Here is a 25,074-nt window from a genome sequence, read left to right as displayed (position 1 = left end):
GGGCCCCCGCCGTCTCACGGCTTGGGCACACTGCCATGGGGGACGCCTTGGGCGAGCCGCTGTACGGAGATAGAACAGACCACCGGAACGAACGGGACCAGGCCGCGCCGACCACGCGGTCCTTCCCCGCCCAACTGAGAAGACTGAGGCAGGAACGCGGGCTGTCGCTCACCGACCTGGCCCGTCAGACGCACTACAGCAAGGGCTACCTCAGCAAGATCGAGACCGGTACGAAGCGCGCGACCGTCGACGTCGCCCGGCTCTGCGACCAAGTGCTGTGCGCCGACGGCGAGTTGCTGCGGCTGGTGCAGCAGCAGCCGTCGTCGCCGGAAGACGTCGGCCGGGCCGAGTCCGGCGGCCCCGAAGGGCAGGCCGACGTCGCCTGTCCGTACCGCGGTCTGTCGGCGTTCACCCCGCAGGACGCGGAGTGGTTCTTCGGACGGGAGCGGGCGACGGCCGCACTCGTCGAGCGGGTCTTCGCCCGGGTCGGGAGCGGACCGCTGATGCTGGTCGCCCCCTCGGGCGCGGGAAAGTCGTCCCTGCTCAACGCCGGTCTCGTCACCGCCCTGCGGCGCGGCGACTTCCCCATGCCCGGGGCCGACCGCTGGCCGGTGGTGCCCCTCACGCCCACCTCGCGCCCGCTGGACGAACTGCTGGAACGCACCGCGAAGGCGGTGGGCGGCGACCTCGGCATCACCGTGGACGACGTGCGGCGCAACCCTGACGCGCTGCTCGACGCCGTACGCGCGATGGCGGACGATCCGTCACCCGCGACCGCCGGGGACCGGCGGCCGCCGCCCCCGCGACCCGTCCTGATCGTCGATCAGTTCGAGGAGCTGTTCACCCTGTGCACCGACGCGGAGGAGCGGCGCGCCTTCGTCCGGGTGCTCTGTACGCTCGCGACCGCGCGATCGGCGGAGCGCGCGCACGACCCCGCCGTGGTGGTGCTCGGCATGCGGGCCGACTTCACCGGCAACTGTCTGGACCACCCCGAACTCACCCCGGTCCTCACCGACGGACTCTTCGTCCTCTCCCCGATGACCGTGGCGGAACTGCGAGAATCGATCACACGTCCGGCGGAACTCGCCGGAGTCACCCTCGAAGCGGGCCTCGTGCCCCTGCTGTTGCGCGACGCCGGCCTGAGCGACGAGCCCGGTACGACGGCGCACAGCGACGACACCCCCTCCGGCGCCCTTCCTCTCATCTCCCACGCCCTGCTCGCCACCTGGCAGCGCCGCGACAAGTCCGCGCTGACCGTCGCCGGGTACGAGCGGGCCGGCGGCATCCGGGGCGCCATCGCCCGCACCGCCGAAAGCGTGTTCGCCCAGCTGTACCCGGCCGAGCAGAAGACCATCCGGCGCGTCCTGTCCCGGCTGGTCCATGTCGCCGACGGCACCGGCGCGACCCGGCGCCGGATGAGCCGCGCCGCCCTGATGGCACAGCTCGCCGACGCGGACGGCGCCGCCGCCGCGCTCGACGCCTTCGTACGGGCCCGGCTGATCACCCTCGACAGCGACACCGTGGAGATCACCCACGAGGCCCTGCTGCACGCCTGGCCCCGACTGCGCGACTGGATCCACGCCGACCGGGCAGGCCTGCTGCTCCACCAGCAACTCGCCCACGCCGCCGCCGAATGGGAGCGCGAGAACCGCGACCCGTCCGCCCTCTACCGGGGCACCCGACTGGACACCGCACGGGCGTGGGCCGACGAGCTGGAGGGCTGGAGCCGGCTCAGTTCCGGTGAGGAGGAGTTCCTGCGGGCCGGGCAGGCGGAGGAGGACGGCCGCAGGGCCCAGGCCAGACGCCAGGTCCGGCTGCGCCAAGGCATGCTGGCCACGCTCGCCGTTTTGTTGGGCCTCGCCCTGACCGCCGGCGCCCTTGCCTACCAGCAGCGCGCGGGCGCCCTCGACCAGGAACGGATCGCCCGCTCCCAGGCCCTCGCCGTACGCTCCGCGTCCCTCGCCGGGGGCCGGCCGGAGGCGTCGATGCTGCTCGCCGAGGAGGCCTACCGCGCCGGAGCCACCGCCGAGGCGCGCGGCGCCCTGCTCAGCACCCAGTCGCAGCCCTTCTCCGCCCGGCTCGGCGGACACACCGGGCCGGTCAACGCGGTTGCCTTCGCGCCGGACAACCGTTCGCTGGCGACGGCCAGTTCGGACGGCACGGTCACCCTGCGGCGCGTCTCCGACCACCGCAGGACCGCCACGTTCCCCATCCCCGGACGCGTCCGCTCGGTCGCCTTCAGCCCCGACGGCCGTACGCTCGCGGCGACCTCCACGGACGGGCCCGTGAGCCTGTGGGACATCGCGAGCCACCGCAGGAAGGCGCTGCTCTCCGCGAGTACGAAGGGGTCCCGGGCGGTCGCCTTCGACCCGCGCGGACGCCGGCTCGCCGTCGCGACCGCCGACGGCACGGTCCAGCTGTGGGACACCGGCCGGACCACCCGGCTCGCCGCCTCCCGGACCGGTCACAAGGGCACCCTCAACGCGCTGGCGTACGCGAAGAACGGCCGGGCCCTCGTCTCGGCGGGCGCCGACCGGACCGTACGGGTCTGGGACAGTGCCCGACTCCGCCGACTCGCCGTCCTAGAGGGACACTCCGACGAGGTGCTGGGCGCGGCGCTCTCACCGGACGGCCGCCAGGTCGCCTCCGGGGGCATCGACCGGACCGTACGGCTGTGGGACGTGCGCAGCGGGCGGCAGACGGCGACGTTCACGGGGAGCAGCGACGACATCAACGCCGTCACGTACACGCCCGACGGCAGCACGGTCGTCGGCGCGGTCGGCGACGGCACGACCCGGCTGTGGGACGTGCGCAGCGGCCGGCAGACCGCCACGCTCGCCGGTCACACCGACTACGTCCAGGGCGTGGCCGTGTCCTCCGACGGCGCGTTGCTGGCGACGGCCGGCTTCGACCAGTCCGTCGTCCTGTGGAAGCTGGGCGGACCGGTACTGACGGCCCGTCCGTTCACCGAGGTCTGGCAGGTCGCGTACAGCCCCGACGGCAAACTGCTGGCCACCGCCGACGCCGACCACGCCGTACGGCTGTGGGACGCGAGGACGCACAAGCTCCTCAAGTCGCTGCAGGGCCACACCGAGACCGTCTTCTCGGTGGCTTTCTCGCCCGACGGGCGGACCCTGGCGTCGGCGGGCTCGGACGGCACGGTCCGGCTGTGGGACGTGCCCGGACGCAAGCCGCTCGACACGCTGACCGGCCACGCAGGGGAGGTCTTCTCCGTCGCGTTCTCGCCCGACGGCCGGACCCTCGCCTCCGCGGGCGCCGACCGTACGGTCCGGCTGTGGGACGTGGCCGGGCGCACCCAGCTGGCGAAGCTGACCGGCCACAAGGACTTCGTCAACGACGTCGCCTTCAGCCGCGACGGCCGGACCCTCGCCAGCGCGAGCGACGACCTGACCGTACGGCTGTGGGACGTCTCCGAGCGCCGCCGGTCGGCCACGCTCAGGGGTCACACGGGCGCGGTCCGCGGCGTCGCCTTCAGCCCCGACGGCCGCACCCTCGCCACCAGCGGCAACGACGGCACGGTCCGCCTGTGGGACGTCCGCGCACACCGCTTCGAGGCGGCCCTGACCGGCCACACCGGCTCCGCGCGCGGCATCGCGTTCTCCCCCGACGGCCGTACGCTCGCCAGCAGCGGCAACGACCGTACGGTCCGCCTGTGGGACGTGCCCGGGCGCCGGCTGTGGGCCACCCTGACCGGTCACACGAACGCGGTGTGGGGCGTGGACTTCGCCCCCGACGGGCGCACGGTGGCCAGCAGCAGCACCGACGGCACGGTACGGCTGTGGGACCTCGACCCCCGCGCCCGGCTGACGGTGATCTGTCGGCTGCGTGCGGGCATGGGGGCGCGGGAACGCGAGGCGCTGCTGCCGGATCTGCCGGTGTCGCCGGAGGGGGCATGTGGGTCAGGCAGTAGGGGCTAGGGCGTGTTTCGAAAGTCCCGTCTGCCCCGCGGCGTCTGGCACGGCACCTCGCCGCGTTGTCGGGGTCGTCCGCGTACGCCCAGTACGCGGACGACCCTCCGCCTTGCGATGCACCGCACCAGACGCCGCGGGCCCCGCCCTCCGGGCGGACGACGTCACTTTCGAAACACGCCCTAGACGGCCGACTGCCCTGCTGGGAGGGGGTTTCCCGGGTGTTTCCCGTTGCCCGTCCGTACGGGCAACGGGAAAGTCCTCGACGACCACGGCTCCGCACCGGCAGGCTGCTGTGCGACCACTCCAGACACGGCACCCGACACGAGCTTCGTCCGAGCCAACACGAAACGGGGGTTCCGGCATGGTGCGCCGGACCGGTCTCATCCGCACACTGATCGTCCTACTGTCCGTTCTCTTCTGGGCGCCACTGACCACGGCCGCCGCGAGCACGGCGACTTCCTCCGCTCCGGCTTCGGCGAAGGCGGCCGCCGCCGATTGCCGGGTGCTCGCGCCCGGCGGCTCCGCGGCGGCCGAGCGCGCGATCGCCGCCGCCTGCGCCGAGGTCGCGGCCGGCACCTGGTACACATGGGGCGGCGGCCACGGCTCCCAGCCCGGAGCCACGTACGGGTACGTCGACCCCACCGACCCGGAGGACAGCAAGCACGACCCGGAGCGGCGCGGCTTCGACTGCTCGGGCCTGGTCCGCCACGCCTACGCCCAGGCCACCGGCTCGGACATCCTCGACGGCGTGGCCAGCCAGCAGTACTACACGCACCGCGCCGCCGATCGCTTCACCGCCGCCCAGGGCCTCGCCCCGCTCGTCCCCGGCGACCTGCTGGCCTACGGCACCTCGAAGAACCTGCACCACATCGCCATCTACCTCGGCGCGGGCAAGATGGTCGAGGCCAAGGAGTCCGGCACCAAGCTGATGGTCAGCGACGTCCGCCTGGGCGGCAACTACTTCGGCGCGGTCCGTGTCAACACCGGTGAGGTGACCGGCCACATCCACCAGACCTGGGGCACCGACGTCTGGACCAAGGCCGAGCCGGCCCTCAACGCCGACCGCGTCTACGCCTTCCCCTACTCCACGACCATCCGCGTCGAGTGCCAGAAGCACGCCGAGAAGGTGACGTCCGACGGCTACACGAACGACGTGTGGTCGTACCTCCCGGACTACAAGGCCTGGATGACCAACATCTACATCAAGGGACCGGCGTGGCTGGAAGGGGTACCCGAGTGCAAGTTCTGACACCCACGCCGTGAGGACTCTCGTGCCGGTGACCGCCAGGGGGACGGTCGCCGGCACGAGCGCGTTTGTAGCCCTCCAGGGCCTGTCGTGACGACAGGCCCTAGGCGGACGCCGCCTTGCGCACCTCCTCCAGCCGCACCGGCCGTCCCTCCGCCACCGACAAGGTCGCCGCCTCCGCGATCCAGCTCGCCTCGATCGCGTCGGCGACCGTGCAGGGGGATGTGCGGGTGCCGGCGACGACCTCGGTGAAGGCGGTGAGTTCGGCGCGGTAGGCGGGGGCGAAGCGGTCCATGAAGAAGTTGTGCGGGGGGCCCGAGGGGAACGTGACGCCCGGCTCGGCGGAGCGGAGCGGGAGCTGGGTGTCGAGGCCCGCGGCGATGCTGTCCTTCATGCCGTGCACCTCCAGACGGACGTCGTAACCGCGCGCGTTGTGACGGGTGTTGGAGACGACACCGATCGTGCCGTCGTCGAAGGTGAGGAGGGCGGACGCCGTGTCGACGTCACCGGCCTCCTTGATGTAGTCCGCGCCCTTGTTGCCACCCGTCGCGTACACCTCGACGACCTCCCGGCCCGTCACCCAGCGCACGATGTCGAAGTCGTGCACCGCGCAGTCCCGGAAGATGCCGCCCGACACCGCCACGTAGGCCGCCGGCGGCGGGGCCGGGTCCAGAGTCGTCGACCGCACGGTGTGCAGTTGGCCCAGCTCGCCCGACAGGAAGGCGTCGCGCGCGGCCACACAGCCCGCGTCGAAGCGGCGGTTGAAGCCGATCTGGACCTGCACGTCACTGTTCTCGACGGCGCGCAGGACCGCGAGGCTCTCCTCGATGGTCTTCGCCACCGGCTTCTCGCAGAACACCGGGATGCCCGCCTCGACCGCGGCGAGGATCAGCCCGGGGTGCGCGTCCGTCGCCGCCGTCACCACGACGCCGTCGATACCGGAGGCGAACACCGCCTCGGGGGAGTCGGCCACCGTCGCGCCGAACTTCTCCGCGGCGGCCTCGGCGGCAGCGGCCACCGGGTCGGAGACCACCAACTGCTCGACCACGTCGAGGCCCGCGAGCGTCCCGGCGTGGAAGGCGCCGATACGGCCCAGCCCCAAGATGCCAATGCGCATGAACTTGTCCCTTTCAGATGTGCAAAACAGGAGGGTCCGTATGGACGACGGGTGCGGCTGTCAGTCCGTCGTGCCCATCACGTTCTGGTCCCAGTCGATCACCGAACCCGTCACCACGCCGCTCCGCTCCGAGAGCAGGAAGACCACGAAGTCCGCGATCTCGTCGACCTGGCCGAGCTTGCCCATGGGCAGCGCATCGGCAGCCTTCTCGCGCCAGTCGTCGCCCGCCCCGTGGAACTCCCGCTGGATGGCGTCCTCGCCCTCGGTCTCCGTCCAGCCGATGTTGAGGTCGTTGATGCGGATCCGGTCCCAGCGGTGGGCGTGGGCCGCGTTGCGGGTCAGGCCCGCGAGACCGGCCTTGGCGGCGGAGTACGGTGCCAGGTGGGGCGGGCCGCCGTGCGCGCAGTTCGAGCCGATGTTGACGATCGTGCCGGGCGCCTTGCGGGCGACGAGGTGTTCCACCGTCGCCTGCATCGCGAAGAACGGGGCCCGCAGATTGATCGCGATGTGCGCGTCGAACACCTCGGGTGTCGTGTCGAGCAGCGAGCCACGGGAGGTCAGACCGGCCGCGTTCACCAGGGAGTCGATCCGGCCGTGTACGCCGATGACGCGCTCGACGCTCGCCCGCACCTGCGCCGGGTCCGAGAGGTCCGCCTGCACGAAGGTGGCGCCGGTGTCGGCCGCCAGTTTCTCGCCGAGCTCCGCGCGGCGGCCCGTGAAGGCGACGGTCGCGCCCTCGCGCAGGGCCGCCCGCACGATGCCGGCGCCCACGCCCTGGCTGCCGCCGTTGACGAGGACGACCTTGTCCTCCAGGAGTGCCATCGGTACGTGCTTCCTTCCAGGTTCGAGCAGGTACGTGTCGGGCCGGCTCGGGTTCGAGTAGTTCGAGTAGGTACGCGTCAGGACCGGCGGCGTTCCGCGCCCGCCCGCAGCGCCTCGCGCAGCCGCTCCGGGCTCCAGCCCGCCGTCAGCGACTGCCACACGGTGTCCGCCTGGGACGGCGGGGCCAGGCCGCCGACCGGCGGGTCGAGGTCCAGGTCGGTCGGGAAGGCGTAGCCCTCGGCGGTCGTGGCCACCACGCGCCGCAGCCAGTCCTCGTCGGCGCCCGCGTCCCGGCGCGCGGCCAGCACCGGGAACACCGCGTTCGCCATCGCCTCGCGGTCCACGGTCTCCATGGCCCGGCCGAACGCGGAGGAGATCTGGAGCAGGTTCGCCATCCGCCTGATGTCGGTCGAGCGGTTGTGCCCCGCGGCGTGGAACAGCGCGGGGTTGAAGAAGACCGCGTCGCCCTTCTCCAGAGGAAGCTGGACGTGGTGGGCGTCGAAGTGGTCGATGAACCGCGGCAGGCGCCAGGCCAGATAGCCGGGCTCGAACTTCTGAGAGTGCGGCAGGAACAGCGTCGGCCCCGACTCCACGGGCATGTCGCAGTGGGCCACCGCGCCCTGCAAAGTCAGCACGGGGGAGAGACGGTGGACGTGCGCCGGGTACCCGGCCGCCTGCTCCTGGCTCAGGAACCCCAGGTGGTAGTCGCGGTGCGCGCTCTGCGCCGCGCCGCCCGGGTTGACCACGTTGACCTGCGAGGTCACTTGGTAACCGGGGCCGAGCCACGCCTCGGAGACCAGCGCCAGCATGTCGTTGGCGTAGTAGTCGACGAACGCCTCCGGGGCGCGTACGGCCGCCTTCTCCTGGGCGTTCCACACCCGGTCGTTGGCGCCGGGCTTCGCGAAGTGGTCGCCGCGGGCCGTACCCGCCGCGCGCTCCTCCTCGATCAGGGTGCGGAAGGCGTCCGACATGGCGTCCACGACACCGGGGTCCGGGAAGGCCCGCTTGAGGACCACCACACCGGGGCCGTCGAGGAGCGCCCGGACGAGGTCCGCCTGGACCTCCCGGCGGTCCGGCTCGGCGCGCAGCCGCTCACTGTCGTACACGAGGACGTTCTGCTCGACACCTTCCGCGTACGGGTGGTCCCGGGGCTCGGTGGCGGTCTCGACCAGGGTGCGGAACGCGTCGAGGTCGCAGTCCGCCTCGCAGAGCCACGTCTGCGTGCCCGCCGCGTTGAGGGCCATGGCCGTCCTTTCGTCCCGCCGTCGTCTCTGCCAGTCTTGAGGCGCGGGGCCCCTCAATCAACCCGCAGTGAACCATCAAAAACCCTTCAAACCGCATCCGGCCCCGACCACAGGACTCCACCATGGGACACCCGTACACGATCCGCGAGATCGCCCGGCAGGCCGGTTTGAGCCAGGCCACGGTCGACCGGGTCCTCAACGGCAGGGGCGGGGTACGGGCGAGCACCGCCCGCGAGGTCGAGCAGGCGGTCAAGGACCTGGACCGGCAGCGGACCCAGGTGCGCATCGGCGGCCGTACGTTCATGGTCGACATCGTGATGCAGAGCCCCGACCGGTTCTCGACCGCCGTCCGGGAGGCGCTGGAGGCGGAGCTGCCGTCGCTGCACCCGGCGGTCCTGCGCTCACGGTTCCACTTCCGGGAGACCGGCTCCGCCGCGGACATGGTCAAGGTCCTCGACCGGATCGCCCGGCGCGGCTCGCAGGGCGTGATCCTCAAGGCGCCCGACGTGCCCGAGGTCAGCGCCGCCGTCGAACGGCTCGTCGCGGCCGGCATCCCCGTGGTCACCTTCGTCACCGACCTGCCGAGCAGCCCGCGTTGCGCGTACGTCGGCATCGACAACCGGGCCGCCGGGACGACCGCCGCGTATCTGCTCAGGGAGTGGCTCGGCGGCCGGCCCGGTGCCGTGCTCGTGACGATCAGCCGCGGCTTCTACCGCAACGAGGAGGAGCGCGAGATGGGCTTCCGCAGCGCCATGCGGGCCGCCGAGCCGGGGCGCGCCCTCGTCGAGGTCACCGACAGCGACGGACTCGATGCCACCCAGCGGGACCTCGTCCTCGACGCGCTGAGGAGGGAGCGGGACATCGGCGCCGTGTACTCCATCGGCGGTGGCAACACCGCGACCCTCGACGCCTTCACCGCGCTCGGCCGCCGGCCGCAGGTCTTCGTCGCGCACGACCTGGACCAGGACAACACCCGGCTGCTGCGCGAGCACCGCCTCTCCGCGGTGCTCCACCACGACCTGCGCCAGGACGTGCGCCGCGCCTGCCAGACCATCATGCGCGCCCACCACGCCCTGCCGGACGAGGGCCCGTTCCTGCCCTCGGCCATCCAGGTGGTGACGCCGTACAACATGCCGCCCGGGATGATGTCGTAGCCGTCGGCTCAGTGTTCGGCGGCCCGGAAGGTGCGCCGGTACGTCAGCGGCGACACCCCGATCGCCGCGTGCAGGTGCTGGCGCAGGGACGTGCCCGTGCCGAAGCCGACGCGGCCGGCGATCTCGTCGACCGGGAGATCGCTGGACTCCAGGAGGTGCCGGGCGCGGGCCACCCGCTGCTGGACGATCCAGCGGCCGGGGCTCATGCCGACCTCGTCGTTGAAGCGGCGGGCGAACGTGCGCAGGCTCATCCGGGCGTGCCCGGCGAGGTCCGCGAGGGTGAGGGGCGCGTCGAGGTGTTCGAGCGCCCACTGCCGGGTGGCCGCCGTGCCCTGCTCCGGGGTCTGCGGCACCGGCTGCTCGATGTACTGGGCCTGGCCGCCCTCCCGCCACGGCGGGACCACGCACCGCCGGGCCACCCGGTTGGCGATCTCGCTGCCGTGGTCCCTGCGGACGAGGTGCAGGCACACGTCGATGCCGGAGGCGGCGCCGGCAGAGGTGAGGATGTCGCCGTCGTCGACGAACAGTACGTCCGGGTCCAGCTCGACCTTCGGGAAACGGCGGCGGAACTGCTCGGCCACGCCCCAGTGCGTGGTGGCTGGTCGGCCGTCCAGCAGACCCGCCGCGGCCAGCACCAGCGCGCCGGTGCAGATGGACACCAGCCGCGTGCCCGGCCGGATCGACGCGAGCGCCGCCGCCACGGGCTCCGGCAGCTCGGGCGTGACGTACTCGACCGCCGTGAGGGCCGGGCCGAACGACACGATCACCACCGTGTCGGCCGTGGCCAGCACCTCGGGGCCGTGGTCGACCGCGACCGCGAAGTCGGCGGACGTACGCGCCGGGCGGCCGTCGACCGTGCACGTCAGCACCTCGTACAGTCCGTCGGTCGCGCCGAAGATCCGGCTCGGCATGCCCAGTTCGAAGGGGTACACGCCGTCGAGGGCGAGGACGGCCACGCGATGCGGAGAGGTCACGAAAGCCAGTGTGGCACGATCCCATCGAATGATGGCCATCCTGCCATTGTCGTGATCGTCGGCCCTCGGCAGGCTGGACGTCATGACCGAGACCAGCGAAGACAAGACCACCGGCATGCGAGCGATGACCCAGGACGCCTTCGGCGGCCCCGACGTCCTGCGCGAGGCCGAACTGCCGCGTCCCGTCCCCGGTATGAGCGAGATCCTCGTCCGGGTCCACGCGGCCGGAGTGAACCCCACCGACTGGAAGAACCGCGCCTTCGGACTGTGGCACTCCGAGCCCCTGCCCGTGCTCGGCTGGGACGTCTCCGGTGTCGTCGAGGCGGTCGGCCTCGGGGTCACCCTGTTCAAGCCGGGCGACGAGGTGTTCGGGATGCTGCCGTATCCGCACTTCGCGGGCGCGTACGCCGAGTACGCCAAGGCCCCGGCCCGGTCCTTCGCCCACAAGCCGGCAGCCATCGACCACATCCAGGGCGGCGCGCTGCCGCTGGCCGCGCTCACCGCGTACCAGGCGCTCGTCGACACCGCCGATGTACGGCCGGGGCAGCGGGTGCTGATCCACGCGGCCGCCGGGGGAGTGGGGCACCTGGCCGTGCAGATCGCCAAGGCGCGCGGCGCGTACGTCATCGGTACGGCCAGTGCCGGCAAGCACGAGCTGCTGCGGGAGCTCGGCGCCGACGAGCTGATCGACTACCGGACCACGGACTTCACCGAGGCGGTCGCGGACGTCGACGTCGTCCTGGACACCCTCGCGGGCGAGGTCCGCAGCCGTTCCCTCGACGTCCTGCGCGAGGGCGGCACCCTCGTCACGATCCTGCCGATGGGCCTGGAGGAGGACGCGAAGCGCGCCGTCGAACTGGGCGTACGGCTGGAGGCGTTGCTCGTCGAGGCCGACCACGCGGGGATGCGGGCCGTCGCGGACCTGGCCGGACAGGGGCGCCTGCGGGCCCACATCGACGCGACGTTCCCGCTCGCCGAGGCGGCCAAGGCGCACGCCCACGGGGAGAGCGACCGGACCACCGGGAAGCTGGTCCTGGTCGTCCGCGACGCCGACTGACGCTCAGCTGCGGACGAGTTCCGCCTCGCGCGGGTCGGCCGTCTCCAGGGCGGCCACGGCCGCGGTCACCGTCTCCTCCACGGTCACCGTGGCCGCCCACTCGCTCCTGCGCTGTTCCCGCGTCCGGAACAGCCAGGCGATGTCCCGGCCGAAGGACCACAGCAGCGAGCCCAGCGCCAGCGCGACCAGGCCGAAACCCGCCGTGTACGGCAGCAGACCGGAGGCGGCGACCAGCAGGAACACACCCTGGACGGCCGCGACCGTCTTGCGGGCCATGCTGTGCGGGAGGGAACCGTTCAGCCACGGCATGACCTTGGCGGCGGCGACGAAGACGTACCGCATGAGACCGATCAGCAGCACCCACGGGCCCATCGACATGGAGACGTACACGCTCAGCACCAGGATCAGGAACGCGTCGACCTCCATGTCGAAGCGGGCGCCCAGCGCGGTCGAGGTGCCGGTGCGGCGGGCCACCTTGCCGTCGACGCCGTCGAGTATCAGGGCCACGGCGGTCAGGCCGACGAAGAGCGAGACGGGCGGCGAGCTCTGGAAGGAGTCGGCGACCAGGGCGGTGACGGCGCCGACGAGTATCGCCCGGCCGAGGGTGACGCGGTTGGCGGGGCCGAAGGTGCGGGTCCGGGTGCGCAGCAGGGCGCGGTTGAGGACGGCCCAGGTGGCGAGCCCGAAGGCCAGCCCGGTCAGCCAGCCCGCCGGGCCCAGTCCGATCGCCGTGCCCAGGAAGGCGAGGAGCAGCACCTGGGCACCGGCGCCCACGGTCGTCTCCGAGAGCAACAGCCGGCCGTCGTATGTGTTGATCAGGGCCACCGCATACCTTCCGAACGTGTGACAGAGTCGATCTTCGCCGCGTACCGTGTGCGCGACTCCCACCGCTGCGTACGTGGCAAATCGCCGGACCGTTCACGGAGACGCATATGAAACACACAGCGCTCGCCTTCTGGCTCGCTGCCCCCGGCCGGGGCGAGATCCGCGAGGAGTCGTTCACCGGACCCGCCGACGGAGAGGTCCTCGTCCGCGCCCTGTACTCGGGGGTCAGCCGGGGCACCGAGACGCTCGTCTTCCGAGGTGGGGTGCCCGAGAACCAGTACGCCACCATGCGCGCGCCCTTCCAGGAGGGCGAGTTCCCCGGCCCCGTGAAGTACGGCTATCTGAATGTCGGCCGGGTGGAGGAGGGGCCGGACGCGCTCGTCGGCCGGACCGTCTTCTGCCTGTACCCGCACCAGAGCCGGTACGTCGTCCCGGCGAGCGCGGTCACCGTCGTCCCCGACTCCGTGCCCGCCGCGCGGGCGATGCTGGCCGGCACCGTCGAGACCGCCGTCAACGCGCTGTGGGACGCCCGGCCCCTCATCGGCGACCGGATCGCCGTCGTCGGCGGCGGCATGATCGGCTGCTCGGTCGCCGCGCTGCTCGCCCGCCACCCCGGCGTACGCGTCCAACTCGTCGACGCCGACCCCGCGCGCGCCGACCTCGCCCGCGCCCTGGGCGTCGACTTCGCGCTGCCCGGCGACGCGCTCGGCGAGTGCGACCTCGTCGTGCACGCCAGCGCCACCGAACAGGGACTGCAGCGCTCGCTCGAACTGCTGGCCGCCGAGGGCACGGTGATCGAGCTGAGCTGGTACGGCGACCGGCGCGTCGCCCTGCCGCTCGGCGAGGCCTTCCACTCGCGCCGGCTCACCGTCCGCAGCAGCCAGGTGGGCACCGTCTCCCCGTCCGCCCGCCCCGGCCGTACCTACGCCGACCGGCTCGCCCTCTCCCTCGAACTCCTCGCCGACGACCGCTTCGACGCGCTCATCACCGGCGAGTGCGCCTTCGGGGAACTCCCGGACGTGATGCCACGACTCGCCTCGGGCGAGCTGCCGGCGCTGTGCCACCGGGTCCGCTACGACGCCGAGTGAGCCGACACTTACACAACCGAGGTCGTCCCTCCCGCCCCTGAACTGCCCGAACGGAACCCTGACCTCCAAAGAAACCGCAAAACTCGGCTGAACAACGGGTAGGGACCAGCCGTACTACACGGCATGCCCCGGCCCGGGGGCAGACGTACCGCACTGGAGGGTCGTCCGTTGTTCAGCATCACCGTCCGCGATCACATCATGATCGCCCACAGTTTTCGCGGCGAGGTCTTCGGTCCCGCGCAGCGCCTGCACGGGGCCACGTTCCTCGTGGACGCCACCTTCCGCCGCGCCGAGCTGGACGACGACAACATCGTCGTAGACATCGGACTGGCCACGCAGGAGCTCGGGGCCGTGGTGAGCGAGTTGAACTACCGCAACCTCGACAACGAGCCCGACTTCGCGAACACCAACACCTCGACGGAGTTCCTGGCCAAGGTCGTAGCCGACCGGCTCGCCGAGCGCATCCACAAGGGCGCCCTCGGCGAGAACGCCAAGGGCATCGCCTCCCTCACCGTCACCCTGCACGAGTCGCACATCGCCTGGGCGAGTTACGAGCGTGCCCTGTGACCGACACGACCATCGACCGGGCGGCCATCGACACCGCCACCCAGGCAAACGGGGGTGAGCAGTTGAGGCTCGGCTATGTGCCCGTGCAGAACGCGGCGCTGCGGAACGCCGCGATCATCCCCATGTCCCTGCGCTCGGCGCACTTCGTGATGCCGGGCGGCGTCGACGACCTGGCCCGGCCGAGCGGCGGCAACGCCTACGACCGCCGGATCTGCCTCGACCTGCCCGGCTTCGGCTGGCAGGTCCACAAGCACACCGTCGCCGGCAGCTGGCCGAGCCCCGGCGAGACGGACCGCGCCGAACTCGCCCGTACGCTGCGGGAACTGCCCGACGGCACGGTCGTCCTCCTCGACGGCCTGGTCGCCTGCGGGGTCCCCGAGATCATCGTCCCCGAGGCCGAACGGCTCTGCCTCGCCGTGCTGGTGCATCTGCCGCTCGGCGACGAGACGGGCCTGGAACCGCAGGTCGCCGCCGAACTCGACGCCAAGGAGCGCACGGTCCTGCGGGCCGTCTCCGCCGTGGTCGCCACCAGTGAATGGGCGGTGCGCCGGCTCGTCTCCCACCACGGGCTCGCCCCCGAGCGCGTCCATGTCGCCGCCCCCGGCGCCGACATCGCCCCGCTCGCCTCCGGCACCGACGGCGTCTCCCGGCTGCTGTGCGTCGCCGCCGTCACCCCGCGCAAGGGGCAGCACCGGCTGGTCGAGGCCCTCGCGACCGTCACCGACCTGCCGTGGAGCTGCGTCCTGGTCGGCGGGATCGACCAGGAGCCCGAGTACGTCGCCCACATCCGCTCCCTCGTCGAGAAGTTCGGCCTCCAGGACCGGCTGCACCTCGCCGGGGCCCAGGCCGGCGCCGCACTCGACGCCAGCTACGCCGCCGCCGACCTCATGGTCCTCACCTCCTACGCCGAGACCTACGGCATGGCGGTCACCGAGGCCCTCGCGCGCGGCATCCCCGTGCTGGCCACCGACGTCGGCGGTCTCCCCGAGGCCGTCGGCCGCGCCCCCGACGGCGGCGTGCCCGGCATCCTCGTCCCGCCGGAGAACCCCGCGGCCATCGCGGTGGAACTGCGCGGCTGGTTCGAGGAGGCCGACGTACGTCGCCGGCTGAAGGCGGCGGCGCGGGGCCGCCGCGCCGCGCTGGACGGATGGGCGACCACGGCCCGCAGCCTCGCCGGTGTCCTCGGCCGGCTGCGGCACGAACCTCGGAGGGCCGCATGAGTACGACCACTTCCTCCGCGTCCGGCGCGGGCCTGAGCCTCGCCGGCCGCGGCGCCGACACACAGGAGCCCGACGCCCAGGGGTACGCCCCGCAGTGGCTTGAGCTGCGCGAACCCGTCGACGCCGACGCCCGCGCGGTGGAGCTGCTCGACCCGCTGCGGATCCGGCTCGCCAATCTGCCGGGCCGTCACCACGGTGTGGTCGTGCACGACCTCGGCTGCGGCACCGGCTCGATGGGCCGCTGGCTCGCCCCCCGCCTCGACGGCGCCCAGCAGTGGGTGCTGCACGACCACGACCCCGCCCTGCTGCGCCTGGCCACCGCGCGGGCCCCCCGCGCGGGCGCCGACGGCAGCCCCGTCACGGTCACCACACGCCGCGGCGACATCGGCCGGCTGACGGCGGCCGACCTGGCCGACGCCTCCCTGGTGACGGCGTCCGCGCTTCTCGACGTACTGACCCGCGAGGAGATCGAGACGCTCGCCGCGGCCTGCGCCACCGCAGGAGTCCCGGCCCTGCTGACCCTCTCCGTCGTGGGCCGGGTGGACCTGATCCCGGCCCACCCCCTGGACGCCGAGATGGCCGAGGCCTTCAACGCCCACCAGCGCGCCGCCGAACTGCTCGGCCCCGACGCGATCACCGTGGCCTGCGAGGCCTTCGCCCAGCACGGCGCCACGGTCCGGGTCCACCCGAGCCCCTGGCACCTCGACGAACGCCACATCGCGCTCACCGAGGAGTGGCTGCGCGGCTGGGTCGCCGCCGCCTGCGAACAGCGCCCGGACCTCGCCCGGCACGCCGAGGCCTACCTCCGCGACCGCCTGGAGGCCTGCGCCGCGGGCGAACTGCGCGTCACGGTCCACCACAGCGACCTGCTGGCCCTGCCCCGGCCGACGGGCGGAGCGTCATGACGGCGCGGGTGGAGGAGGCGGTCGTACGTCCCCTGGCGGTCGACACCCGGATACGGCCGGTGCGAGCGACTTCGGTGACGGTGACCCCCGAGGCCGTGACGGCTCCCGGCGAGGCGTCGTACGACATCGACCGGCCGACAGCCGAGGCCGCGCCCCGCCGCCGCTCCGCCCTCACCTTCCTGCGCACCCACTTCGGCACCCTCGCCGGGACCGCCATCGTCGCCGTGCTCTTCTGGCGGCTCGGCACCGGCGTGTTCCTGGACGGGCTGCGGCGGATCGACGGCGTGACGCTGCTGGCCGGCGTCGGGATCGGCGCGCTGACCACGGTGTTCAGCGCCTGGCGCTGGTGTGTCGTGGCGCGGGCGCTGAACGTCGGGGTGCCGCTCGGCCCGGCCGTCGCGGACTACTACCGCGCGCTGTTCCTCAACGCGGCACTGCCCGGCGGTGTCCTCGGCGATGTGCATCGCGCGGTGCGGCACGGGCAGAGCTCCGGCGACATGGGGCGCGGGGTGCGGGCCGTGGTGCTGGAGCGCACCGCCGGGCAACTCGCCCTCGCCGTCGTAGGCGTAACGGTCCTGCTGACCATGGACTCCCCGGTGCTGGCGCAGACCCGGCACACGGCGGCCGTGCTGGCGCCGGCCGCGCTGGGCGCGCTCGCCATCTGGGCGGCGGTACGGATGGGCCGGGCGCGGAGCGCGTCGACGGGCGGCCGGGGCGGGCGCCTGAAGGCCCTCCTCGCCGAGGCGCGCGGCGCGCTGCTGGCCCGCGGCAGCTGGCCGGCCGTGCTGATCTCGTCGGTGGTGGTGCTCGCCGGGTACGTGGCGATGTTCCTGCTCGCCGCGCGGGTCGCCGGTGCCACCGCGTCCCCGCTCCAACTGCTGCCGCTGGCGATGCTCGCCCTGATCGCCATGGGCCTGCCGCTGAACGTCGGCGGCTGGGGCCCCCGGGAGGGCGTCACCGCCTGGTCCTTCGGCGCCGCGGGCCTCGGCGCCTCCCAGGGGCTGACCGTGGCCGTCGTCTACGGCGTGCTCAGCTTCGCGGCGAGCCTGCCGGGCGCCCTCGTCCTCGTAGGGCGCCGGTACGGCTCGCTGCGGGCCCGGCGTCAGACACCCGACGGCGGCGCCGAGCCCCAGTCCTTCGAGGTGACCACGGAGAAGTACGCCCCGAAGGACTCGACGAACCCCGCAAGCAGTTCCCTCCCCTTCTCGGCGGAGGCCAGGGACGGACGGCCGATGACACCGGAATCGGTGTAGGCCGACATACCGAGGGAGAGGAGATGACGGCGGTCGTCGGCAAGGAAATCGGTGGTCTCGTGACCCGGCCGGACCAATTCGGGATGGCAATGCAGAAGTATGGAGGTCTCAATTTCTCCCGCATGCATATCACTGAGCAACGAGGTCTGTACGCCCGCCCGTTCACGGGCGGCGTCCCAGTCCTCCATCGCCGGGAAAAGAGCCATTCGATGTCCCTCCGCGGTGGATTCCTGGACGACATTGCCCAGGACGTAATTCCCGCCGTGGCCGTTGACCACCACCAGTGCCTCGACGCCCGACCGGCGCAGGGAGGCGGCGATGTCCCGCACGACGGCGTGCAGGGTCGTCGCGGAGATGCTGACCGTGCCCGGCCAGGCCGCGTGCTCGTGCGAGCAGGCGATCGTCACCGGCGGCAGCAGGTGCACCGGGTACGCGGCGGCGATCTCCGAGGCGATCGCGCAGGCCACGAGCGTGTCGGTGGCCAGCGGCAGATACGGTCCGTGCTGCTCGTAACTGCCCACCGGAAGCACCGCGACCTGCCGCTCGATGCCGGCCCCGCGCGCGCGTACGTCCGCGGTGGTGTCCGTCGGTACAAGACTCGAACCGCTCATCTTTTCCCGGCCTTTCGTCTCTGCTGATGTTCCGTCATTTTCGCATGACGTCAGGGCTTACCAGATAGGAACCAGATCATGACAGAAACTGTTGGTGTACTCGGCGCCAGTTCCCAGTCCTCCGGTGCCGTGCGCGTGGTGAATGCACCGCTGCCCACGACCTATGGCGACTTCGAGGCCGTAGGCTATCTCGACCAGGACCGGGGCGAGGAACAAGTGGCGCTGGTGTACGGCGACATCAGCGGTGGCGAGGAAATCCTCATTCGCCTGCACTCCGAGTGCCTGACCGGTGACGCGTTCGGCTCGCAGCACTGCGAGTGCGGCGAACAGCTCGACAGCGCGCTCAGGGCGATAGTGGCCGAGGGCCGGGGCGTCCTCGTCTACCTCCGCGGCCACGAGGGCCGGGGCATCGGCCTGCTCGCCAAGCTCCAGGCGATGAAGCTCCAGTCGGAGGGCCTGGACACGGTCGAGGCGAACATCGCGCTCGGCCTGCCCGTCGACGCCCGCGACTACCGGGTGGCGGCCGAGATGCTGCACGACCTCGGCGTACGGTCGGTGCGGCTGATGTCGAACAACCCGCGCAAGCGGGAGGCGCTGCTGCGCCACGGCATCCAGGTCGCCGAGCAGGTCCCCCTGCTGATCACGCCCTGCGAGGACAACATCACGTACCTGCGTACCAAGCGGGAGCGGCTCGACCACTACCTGCCGCACCTCGACGCGGCGGCGGTCAGCTCCTCCTGACCTGCTCGGTTCCCGAGCGCGGGGCCCGCGCGGCGGCCGACACGGGGGCGACCCCGACACCGGCCGCCGCGCCCGCCGGGCTGCCCCGCGCGGCCGGTGATCGTGCCGCCTCCGACCGAGTCGGCCACTGTGCCGCATGAACGTTCGCCAGTCGTGGAAGACCTGACTGAAGTCGGGCGATGCGTTCACCCCAGTCGTCGAGGCCCGGCGGAGGGAGCCGCGTTCGTGATCCGCAGCGCACGAGTCGTCGTCATCGGCGGTGGTGTCATGGGCACGAGCATCGCCTACCACCTGGCCCTGGCCGGAGTGGAGGACGTCGTCCTCGTCGAACGCGACGAACTGGCCTCCGGCTCGACCTCACGGGCCGCCGGCGGTGTACGGGCCCAGTTCTCCGACGAACTCAACATCCAGCTCGGCGCCCGCAGCCTGGAGGCCTTCGCCCGGTTCAAGCAGGAGCCAGGGCGCGACATCGACCTGCACCGGGTCGGCTATCTCTTCCTGCTGTCCACCCCCGAGGACGTCGCCCGGTTCGAGGCGAGCGTCCAGCTCCAGAACGACCTCGGGGTGCCCAGCCGCATGATGGACCCCGCCGAGGCCCAGCGGCTCTCCCCGCTCATCAGCACCGACGGACTGCTCGCCGCCGCGTACTCGCCCGACGACGGGCACTGCACCCCCGAGTCCGTCGTGCACGGCTACGCGGCCGCCGCCCGCCGCCACGGGGCGACCGTGCTGCGCAACTGCGCGGTCACGGGCATCGAGACCTGGCGGGACACGATCACGGCAGTGGTCACCAACCAGGGCCGGATCGTCACCGACACGGTCGTCTGCGCGGCCGGCGCCTGGTCCCGGTCGGTCGGGGCCATGGTGGGCGTGGACCTCCCGGTCGAACCCCTGCGCCGCCAGATCGCGGTCACGGAAGCGGTCCCCGACCTGCCGCCCAAGCTGCCCATGACGATCGACTTCAGCAGCAGCCTGTACTTCCACGGTGAAGGCCCCGGTCTGCTCCTCGGCATGTCCGACCCCGACGAGCGCCCGGGCTTCGCCACCGACACCCACGACCGCTGGATACCCCGGCTGTACGAGGCCATGGAGCGCCGCGCCCCGGCCCTGCTCGACCTGCGCCGCACGGGCGGCTGGGCGGGCCTGTACGAGATCACGCCGGACCACAACGCGCTGATCGGCGAGGCCTCTTCCTGCTCCCGCTTCCTCTACGCCACCGGCTTCTCCGGCCACGGGTTCCTGCAGGGCCCGGCGGTCGGCGAGGTGGTCCGCGACCTGTACCTGGGGCGCGTACCCTTCGTCGACATCAGCCCCCTGAGCGTCGACCGCTTCTCGGCCGACGCCCTGCGCCCGGAGGTCAACCTCGTATGAACCGGCTCCACTTGTGGCTCCGCCACGAGACCCGCACCACCGAACGCCGCACCCCGATCGTGCCGTCCGACGCGCGGCGGCTCATCGAGAGCGGTGTGACGCTGACGGTCGAGGAGTCCCCACAGCGGATCTTCCCCGTCGAGGCGTACGAGGAGGCCGGGTGCCAGGTCGCGGCGGCGGGCTCCTGGGTGTCGGCGCCGCAGGACGCCGTGATCGTGGGTCTGAAGGAACTCCCCGACGAGCCCACTGAATTGACGCATCGTCATATCTTCTTCGGGCACGCCTACAAGGGGCAGCCGGGTGCCGAGGCGCTGCTGCGCAGGTTCGCGGCCGGGGGCGGGGAGCTGCTCGACCTGGAGTACCTGGTGGACGAGCACGGCCGCAGGCTCGCCGCCTTCGGCTTCTGGGCCGGATACCTGGGCGCGGCCCTCGCGGTGCTCCACCACCGGGGCGGTCTGCGCACCCCGCTCGTCCCCACGACCCGGGAGGAGATGCAGGCCGAACTGCGGTCCGGCAAGGGCGAGTTGAGTGCCCTGGTGATCGGCGCCCTCGGCCGCAGCGGCCGGGGAGCGTGTACGGCGCTGGAGGAGGCCGGTGTCGAGCCGACCTGCTGGGACGTGGCCGAGACCCGCGATCTGGACCGGCGGGCGCTGCTGGCCCATGAGCTGATGGTCAACACCGTGCTGACGACGAGCCCGGTCCCGCCCTTCCTGACCGACAAGGACCTCGACGGCCCGGACCGCCGGCTGCGGACCCTCGCGGACGTCACCGTCGACGTCGGCTCGCCCATGAACGTCCTGCCGATCTACGACACGACCACCGACTGGGAGCACCCCGTACGACGGCTGCGCGAGCAGCCCCCGCTCGACCTGATCGCCATCGACAATCTGCCCTCCCTGCTGCCCCGGGAGGCGAGCACGGACTTCTCGGCCGCGCTCCTGCCCCAGTTGGAGGCGTTCGGGACCGACGGGCCGTGGGGGCGCTGTCTTGCGAGGTTCCACGACGCGAACCGTGAACTCGGTATCGACAAAAGGGAGTTGCCCGATGGCTGACGCGGTTCCCGCGAGCGGCACCGTCCACTGGATCGGCGCGGGCCTGTCCACGGGCAGCGGCCTTGCGTCCCTGTGCGGCGCCGCCGCACGGGTTCGGGTGTGGCACCGCACCGAGGAGCGCGCCGGGGAGGCCCTGGCCGCGCTGGGCCTGAGCGGGCGCGCCGAGCCACGTGCGTACACGCCCGAGGCGCTCGCGGCCGAGCTGGCCCCGGGTGACGTCGTCGTGTCGATGCTCCCGGCGCCGGAACACGGCCCGCTGCTGGCCGTCTGTGTCGCGGCGCGGGCCCACTTCGCCTGCTCCAGCTATGTGTCGGACGCGGTCCTCGACCAGGTGCCGGCGGCCGAGGCGGCCGGGGTCACCGTCCTCACCGAGGCGGGCCTCGACCCGGGCATCGACCACCTCTTCGCGCACAGCCTGATCGCGCGGGCGAGCGAGGCGATCGGCCCCGAGACCGCCGCCTCGTACACCCTCACCTCGTACTGCGGCGGCGTCCCGGCCGTCCCGAACGACTTCAGGTACCGCTTCAGCTGGGCCCCCGCAGGCGTGCTCAACGCCCTGCGCTCACCGGCCCGTTACCTCGCGGACGGGGCCGAGACGACGGCCGCCCGCCCCTGGGAGGCCACCCGCCCGCACGTGATCGACGGCGAGACCTTCGAGGCGTACCCCAACCGGGACAGCGTCCCCTTCGTCGACCAGTACGCCCCGCCGCCCTCGTGGAAACCGCTGACGTTCGTGCGCGGCACCCTCCGCCTCGACGGCTGGCTGACCGCCTGGGCCCCGGTCTTCGAGGAACTCCGGGGCGGTGACGACGCACGCATCGCCGCGCTGGCCCGGGAGCTGGCGGCGCGTCATCCGACCACGGAGGCCGACCGCGACCGGGTCGTACTCGAAGTCGCGCTCGACGTCCGGGCGGGGTCGGGCGAGAGCTGGACCGGCCGCTATCTGCTCGACCTGGTCGGTACGGCGGAGGAGAGCGCCATGGCCCGCCTGGTGTCCCGGCCGCTCGCCCTGGGCGTCCGGCACATCCTCGACGGCTCGCTGCCGGCCGGACTGAACCGGGCGGCGGAGACGGGGGAGCGCTCGGAGGCGTGGCTGGCCGAACTGGCGGAGGAGGGCGTCGAGTTCACCTTGCGCGTCGGATAGCGGGCCGGGGCGAAGGCGGCCCCGGCTCACTGCGGGGGCCGTACGCGGCCCGTCAGTTCCGTATCGCCTCGTGCACCAGCCGCTTCAGCTCCGGGTAGACGGAGAAGGACGTCCGCCGCCGGACCTGCGTCAGGAACTGGACCGTCAGATCACGGCGCGGGTCCACCCAGAAGATGGTGGTGGCGGCCCCGGTCCAGCCGAACGTGCCCAGGGAGGACGGACATTCGGTCACCTCGGGGTCGACGACCACCGACACACCGAGGCCGAAGCCGATGCCCACATTGCCCGGGCCCCGGTGGGCCGGGCTGCCGTGGGAGTGGATGTCGACGCCCCCGGGCAGCTGGTTGGTGGCCATGGCGTCGACGGACTCGGGGGTCAGCAGACGGACCCCGTCGAGTTCGCCGCGGCGGCGCAGGAACTCGCTGAAGCGGTGGTAGTCCCGGGCGGTGGCGGCCAGGCCGCCGCTGCCGGACAGGAACCGCGGGCGCCCGCGCAGGGGAAGTCCCGGGACCGGGGCGATCGAGCCGTCGTCCTGCTCCCCGTACAACTCGCCGAGTCGGCCGACCTGTTCGGGGGTGACCTGGAAGCCCGCGTCCGTCATCCCGAGCGGGCCGAGGATCCGCTCGGCGAAGAACTCGTCGAGCGCCTGCCCGGACACCACCTCGACGATCCGGCCGAGGACGTTGGTGGCGACCGAGTAGTTCCACTGGGTGCCCGGCTCGAACTGCAGGGGCAGACGCGCGTACTCGTCACAGGTCTGGGCCAGAGTCGCGCCCGGCCGCACGGAGTTCTCCAGACCCGCGTCGCGATAGAGGGCGTCCACCGGGTGGTCGTAGTAGAAGCCGAAGGTCAGGCCCGAGGTGTGGGTCATGAGGTGACGGACCAGGATGGGCCGCTCGGCCGGGCGGGTGCGGGTGTCCGCGCCCTCACCGGACTCGTACACCCGGGGTTCGGCGAAGGCGGGGATGTACCGCGCCACCGGGTCGTCGAGGGAGAGGCGGCCCTCCTCGATCAGTATCAGTGCGGCGACGGATGTGACGGGCTTCGTCATGGAGTACATCCGCCACAACGTGTCCGTCTCGACGGGCAGTCGGGACCTGAGGTCCCGGTGCCCGTACGTGGTCAGGTGCGCGACGCGGCCGTGCCGGGCGAGGGACAGGAGGTAGCCGGGCAGCCGGCCGTCGTCGACCTGGTGGGAGAGGTACTCGTCCAGGTGGGCCAGGACCTTCGGGTCGAGTCCGGCCTCGCGCGGCTCGACCTCTTGGCGCAGTCGTTCCATGGTGCTTCTCCTCCCCGGTGAGCCAGGTCACGGCTCCCGTACGTCCTTGTCTTCATGGTTCCGTACCGGCGGACTTCCATCCCTCGCGGGGCTGTCGTGTCGGGGCATTCGCGCAGCGAGGAGCGCCCCCAGCGCGGACATGGCGGCGAGCGACAGCAGCGAGGGGCCCGCCGCGACACCGCCCGGAGCGTCGGACAGCGGCAGCAGCGTGGTCGCCGCCGCCACACCCAGCGTGGGGCCGACGTTCAACGCGGTCTGCTGGAGCCCGCCCACGACCCCGGCCGCCTCGGGCGGGGCATGCCGTACGACCACGGCGGTCGCGGTGACCATCACAGCGCCGAACCCGGCGCCCAGCAGCAGGAATCCGCCGCCGATCGCCACCGCCGACGAGCCCGGCCCGATCCGCGACAGCGCCAGGATCCCGGCGGTGAGCAGCACCGCCCCGGTGACGGTCGTCGGCCGGGCACCCCACCGGCGCAGCAGCACACCGGCGACCGGCGCGACCACCGCCATCGCCAAACCGCCGGGCAGCGCGGTCAGGCTCGTGCGCAACGGGTCCATACCGAGCGCGCCTTGGAGGACGTAACTGCCCACGAACATCGCTCCGAGCATCGCAGCCGAGGCGGCGACCAGCACCCCGAGGGCCGCACCGACCGCCGACGACCGCAGCACGGCGGGCGGCAACAGCGGGCTCGGGGCACGCCGTTCATGCCATACGAAGGTGGCGGCCGCGGCGGCGGTCGACAGCAGGACCAGTACGCCGGTCGCCGTCCAGCCGTGCTCCGGTATGCCGACGAGGGTGTGCACAAGACCCGCCAAGGCAGCGGCGAGCAGGGCGGCGCCCGCCAGATCGAGCCCGCCGACCGGGGCCCCGCGAACCTCCGGGGCACGGACGGCCAATGCGGCCAGGCCCATCACCAGCGCCGGTAGGACGTTGAGGAAGAACACCGACCGCCAGCCCAGCTGGGTCACCAGCACACCGCCGACGAGCGGACCGGCCACGACCGCCAGGCCGATGGCGCTCGTCCGCAGCGCGATGGGCATCGCCAGCCGGTCCGGCGGGAAGGCCGCGCGCAGCATGCCGAGCGTGGCCGGCTGCAACAGCGCGCCGAACACGCCCTGCGCGACCCGCAACCCGATCACCCAGCCGACGCCGGGCGCGAACCCGATGCCGGCGGAGGCGGCGCCGAACCCCAACATCCCGCAGGCGAACACCCGTTGATGGCCGTAGCGGTCACCGAGCCGTCCCGCGAAGACCAGCAGACTCGCCACCGCGATCAGATACCCGGTGCCGGTCCACTGCACCTCGGCGAAGGACGCGCCCAGATCGCGCTGCAGGGTGGGCTGGGCGATGGTGAGCACGGTTCCGTCGAGGGCGACGATCGCGGCGCCGAGCACACTGCCCGCGAGGGTGAGCCGACGGTGGGGCGCGGGTGCGACCGCCGGGGCGCCCTTCTCCGCCATGGCGGCCC

At 72.6% G+C, this 25,074-nt stretch carries 20 protein-coding genes and 1 pseudogene; 13 read left to right on the top strand and 8 right to left on the bottom strand.

All coding sequences use genetic code 11. The features are described from left to right. Positions 1-35: 35 nt before the first annotated feature. On the top strand, positions 36-3,938 hold the full coding sequence (locus SGFS_RS14010; RefSeq protein ID WP_286250355.1) for an nSTAND1 domain-containing NTPase: 3,903 nt from the start codon (positions 36-38) through the stop codon (positions 3,936-3,938). 355 nt (positions 3,939-4,293) lie between these two features. After that, the gene (locus SGFS_RS14005; RefSeq protein WP_286250354.1) at positions 4,294-5,181 is read left to right on the top strand and encodes a C40 family peptidase; all 888 of its coding nucleotides are present in this window, start codon (positions 4,294-4,296) and stop codon (positions 5,179-5,181) included. Between the two features lie 100 nt (positions 5,182-5,281). Here the strand turns inward: SGFS_RS14005 and SGFS_RS14000 are convergent, their stop codons facing one another. The 3 genes from SGFS_RS14000 to SGFS_RS13990 form a co-directional block, all read right to left on the bottom strand. Next, complete coding sequence (locus SGFS_RS14000; protein ID WP_286250353.1) at positions 5,282-6,295, bottom strand: Gfo/Idh/MocA family protein; 1,014 nt, start codon at positions 6,293-6,295, stop codon at positions 5,282-5,284. Between the two features lie 60 nt (positions 6,296-6,355). Further along, the gene (locus SGFS_RS13995) at positions 6,356-7,117 is read right to left on the bottom strand and encodes an SDR family oxidoreductase (RefSeq protein ID WP_286250352.1); all 762 of its coding nucleotides are present in this window, start codon (positions 7,115-7,117) and stop codon (positions 6,356-6,358) included. Positions 7,118-7,194: 77 nt separating this feature from the next. After that, complete coding sequence (locus tag SGFS_RS13990; RefSeq protein WP_286250346.1) at positions 7,195-8,361, bottom strand: phytanoyl-CoA dioxygenase family protein; 1,167 nt, start codon at positions 8,359-8,361, stop codon at positions 7,195-7,197. Positions 8,362-8,483: 122 nt separating this feature from the next. On the opposite strand from SGFS_RS13990, the gene SGFS_RS13985 reads away from it, so the two are divergent. Further along, positions 8,484-9,515, top strand: coding sequence for a LacI family DNA-binding transcriptional regulator (locus SGFS_RS13985; protein ID WP_286250345.1), 1,032 nt, complete (start codon positions 8,484-8,486; stop codon positions 9,513-9,515). Between the two features lie 8 nt (positions 9,516-9,523). On the opposite strand, the gene SGFS_RS13980 is transcribed toward SGFS_RS13985, so the two are convergent. Further along, positions 9,524-10,528 (bottom strand): GlxA family transcriptional regulator, encoded by a 1,005-nt coding sequence (locus SGFS_RS13980; RefSeq protein ID WP_286250344.1) that lies wholly within the window; start codon positions 10,526-10,528, stop codon positions 9,524-9,526. A gap of 43 nt (positions 10,529-10,571) precedes the next feature. Between SGFS_RS13980 and SGFS_RS13975 the strand changes: the two genes are divergently transcribed. Continuing rightward, complete coding sequence (locus SGFS_RS13975; RefSeq protein ID WP_286250342.1) at positions 10,572-11,546, top strand: NADP-dependent oxidoreductase; 975 nt, start codon at positions 10,572-10,574, stop codon at positions 11,544-11,546. Positions 11,547-11,549: 3 nt separating this feature from the next. Here SGFS_RS13975 and SGFS_RS13970 read toward each other — a convergent pair whose 3' ends face one another. Beyond that, positions 11,550-12,371, bottom strand: a complete 822-nt coding sequence (locus SGFS_RS13970; RefSeq protein WP_286250340.1) for a CDP-alcohol phosphatidyltransferase family protein — start codon at positions 12,369-12,371, stop codon at positions 11,550-11,552. 107 nt (positions 12,372-12,478) lie between these two features. On the opposite strand from SGFS_RS13970, the gene SGFS_RS13965 reads away from it, so the two are divergent. The 5 genes and pseudogenes from SGFS_RS13965 to SGFS_RS13945 form a co-directional block, all read left to right on the top strand. Beyond that, positions 12,479-13,459: a zinc-dependent alcohol dehydrogenase gene (locus SGFS_RS13965; protein ID WP_286250339.1), complete on the top strand. Its 981-nt coding sequence runs from the start codon at positions 12,479-12,481 to the stop codon at positions 13,457-13,459. 168 nt (positions 13,460-13,627) lie between these two features. Beyond that, positions 13,628-14,026, top strand: coding sequence for a 6-pyruvoyl trahydropterin synthase family protein (locus tag SGFS_RS13960; protein WP_286250338.1), 399 nt, complete (start codon positions 13,628-13,630; stop codon positions 14,024-14,026). Beyond that, positions 14,023-15,246: a glycosyltransferase family 4 protein gene (locus SGFS_RS13955; protein ID WP_286250337.1), complete on the top strand. Its 1,224-nt coding sequence runs from the start codon at positions 14,023-14,025 to the stop codon at positions 15,244-15,246. The genes SGFS_RS13960 and SGFS_RS13955 overlap by 4 nt, the downstream gene beginning before the upstream one ends. Continuing rightward, positions 15,243-16,151 (top strand): class I SAM-dependent methyltransferase, encoded by a 909-nt coding sequence (locus SGFS_RS13950; RefSeq protein ID WP_286250336.1) that lies wholly within the window; start codon positions 15,243-15,245, stop codon positions 16,149-16,151. The genes SGFS_RS13955 and SGFS_RS13950 overlap by 4 nt, the downstream gene beginning before the upstream one ends. Beyond that, positions 16,148-17,188 (top strand): annotated as a pseudogene (locus SGFS_RS13945) (lysylphosphatidylglycerol synthase transmembrane domain-containing protein); the annotation flags it as partial. The gene SGFS_RS13950 and the pseudogene SGFS_RS13945, both read left to right, overlap by 4 nt. A gap of 65 nt (positions 17,189-17,253) precedes the next feature. Here SGFS_RS13945 and SGFS_RS13940 read toward each other — a convergent pair. Then, the gene (locus SGFS_RS13940; RefSeq protein ID WP_350283998.1) at positions 17,254-18,015 is read right to left on the bottom strand and encodes a creatininase family protein; all 762 of its coding nucleotides are present in this window, start codon (positions 18,013-18,015) and stop codon (positions 17,254-17,256) included. A 78-nt stretch (positions 18,016-18,093) separates the two neighbouring features. On the opposite strand from SGFS_RS13940, the gene ribA reads away from it, so the two are divergent. From ribA to SGFS_RS13920, 4 genes are all read left to right on the top strand, one after another. Next, positions 18,094-18,756 (top strand): GTP cyclohydrolase II, encoded by a 663-nt coding sequence (gene ribA / locus SGFS_RS13935; RefSeq protein WP_286250333.1) that lies wholly within the window; start codon positions 18,094-18,096, stop codon positions 18,754-18,756. A 225-nt stretch (positions 18,757-18,981) separates the two neighbouring features. Continuing rightward, the gene (locus SGFS_RS13930; RefSeq protein ID WP_286250331.1) at positions 18,982-20,127 is read left to right on the top strand and encodes an NAD(P)/FAD-dependent oxidoreductase; all 1,146 of its coding nucleotides are present in this window, start codon (positions 18,982-18,984) and stop codon (positions 20,125-20,127) included. Further along, positions 20,124-21,179, top strand: a complete 1,056-nt coding sequence (locus tag SGFS_RS13925) for a saccharopine dehydrogenase (protein ID WP_286250328.1) — start codon at positions 20,124-20,126, stop codon at positions 21,177-21,179. The genes SGFS_RS13930 and SGFS_RS13925 overlap by 4 nt, the downstream gene beginning before the upstream one ends. Then, positions 21,172-22,323, top strand: a complete 1,152-nt coding sequence (locus SGFS_RS13920) for a saccharopine dehydrogenase family protein (protein ID WP_286250327.1) — start codon at positions 21,172-21,174, stop codon at positions 22,321-22,323. Before SGFS_RS13925 ends, SGFS_RS13920 begins: the two co-directional genes overlap by 8 nt. A gap of 52 nt (positions 22,324-22,375) precedes the next feature. Here the strand turns inward: SGFS_RS13920 and SGFS_RS13915 are convergent, their stop codons facing one another. Together SGFS_RS13915 and SGFS_RS13910 are read right to left on the bottom strand one after the other, a co-directional pair. Continuing rightward, on the bottom strand, positions 22,376-23,602 hold the full coding sequence (locus tag SGFS_RS13915) for a serine hydrolase domain-containing protein (RefSeq protein WP_286250326.1): 1,227 nt from the start codon (positions 23,600-23,602) through the stop codon (positions 22,376-22,378). Between the two features lie 27 nt (positions 23,603-23,629). Further along, positions 23,630-25,066 (bottom strand): MFS transporter, encoded by a 1,437-nt coding sequence (locus tag SGFS_RS13910; protein ID WP_286259917.1) that lies wholly within the window; start codon positions 25,064-25,066, stop codon positions 23,630-23,632. Positions 25,067-25,074: the final 8 nt, after the last annotated feature.

The organism is Streptomyces graminofaciens, assembly GCF_030294945.1.
In the GTDB taxonomy this organism is placed as follows: Bacteria; Actinomycetota; Actinomycetes; order Streptomycetales; family Streptomycetaceae; genus Streptomyces; species Streptomyces graminofaciens.
This window is presented reverse-complemented; position numbering and strand designations above follow the sequence as displayed.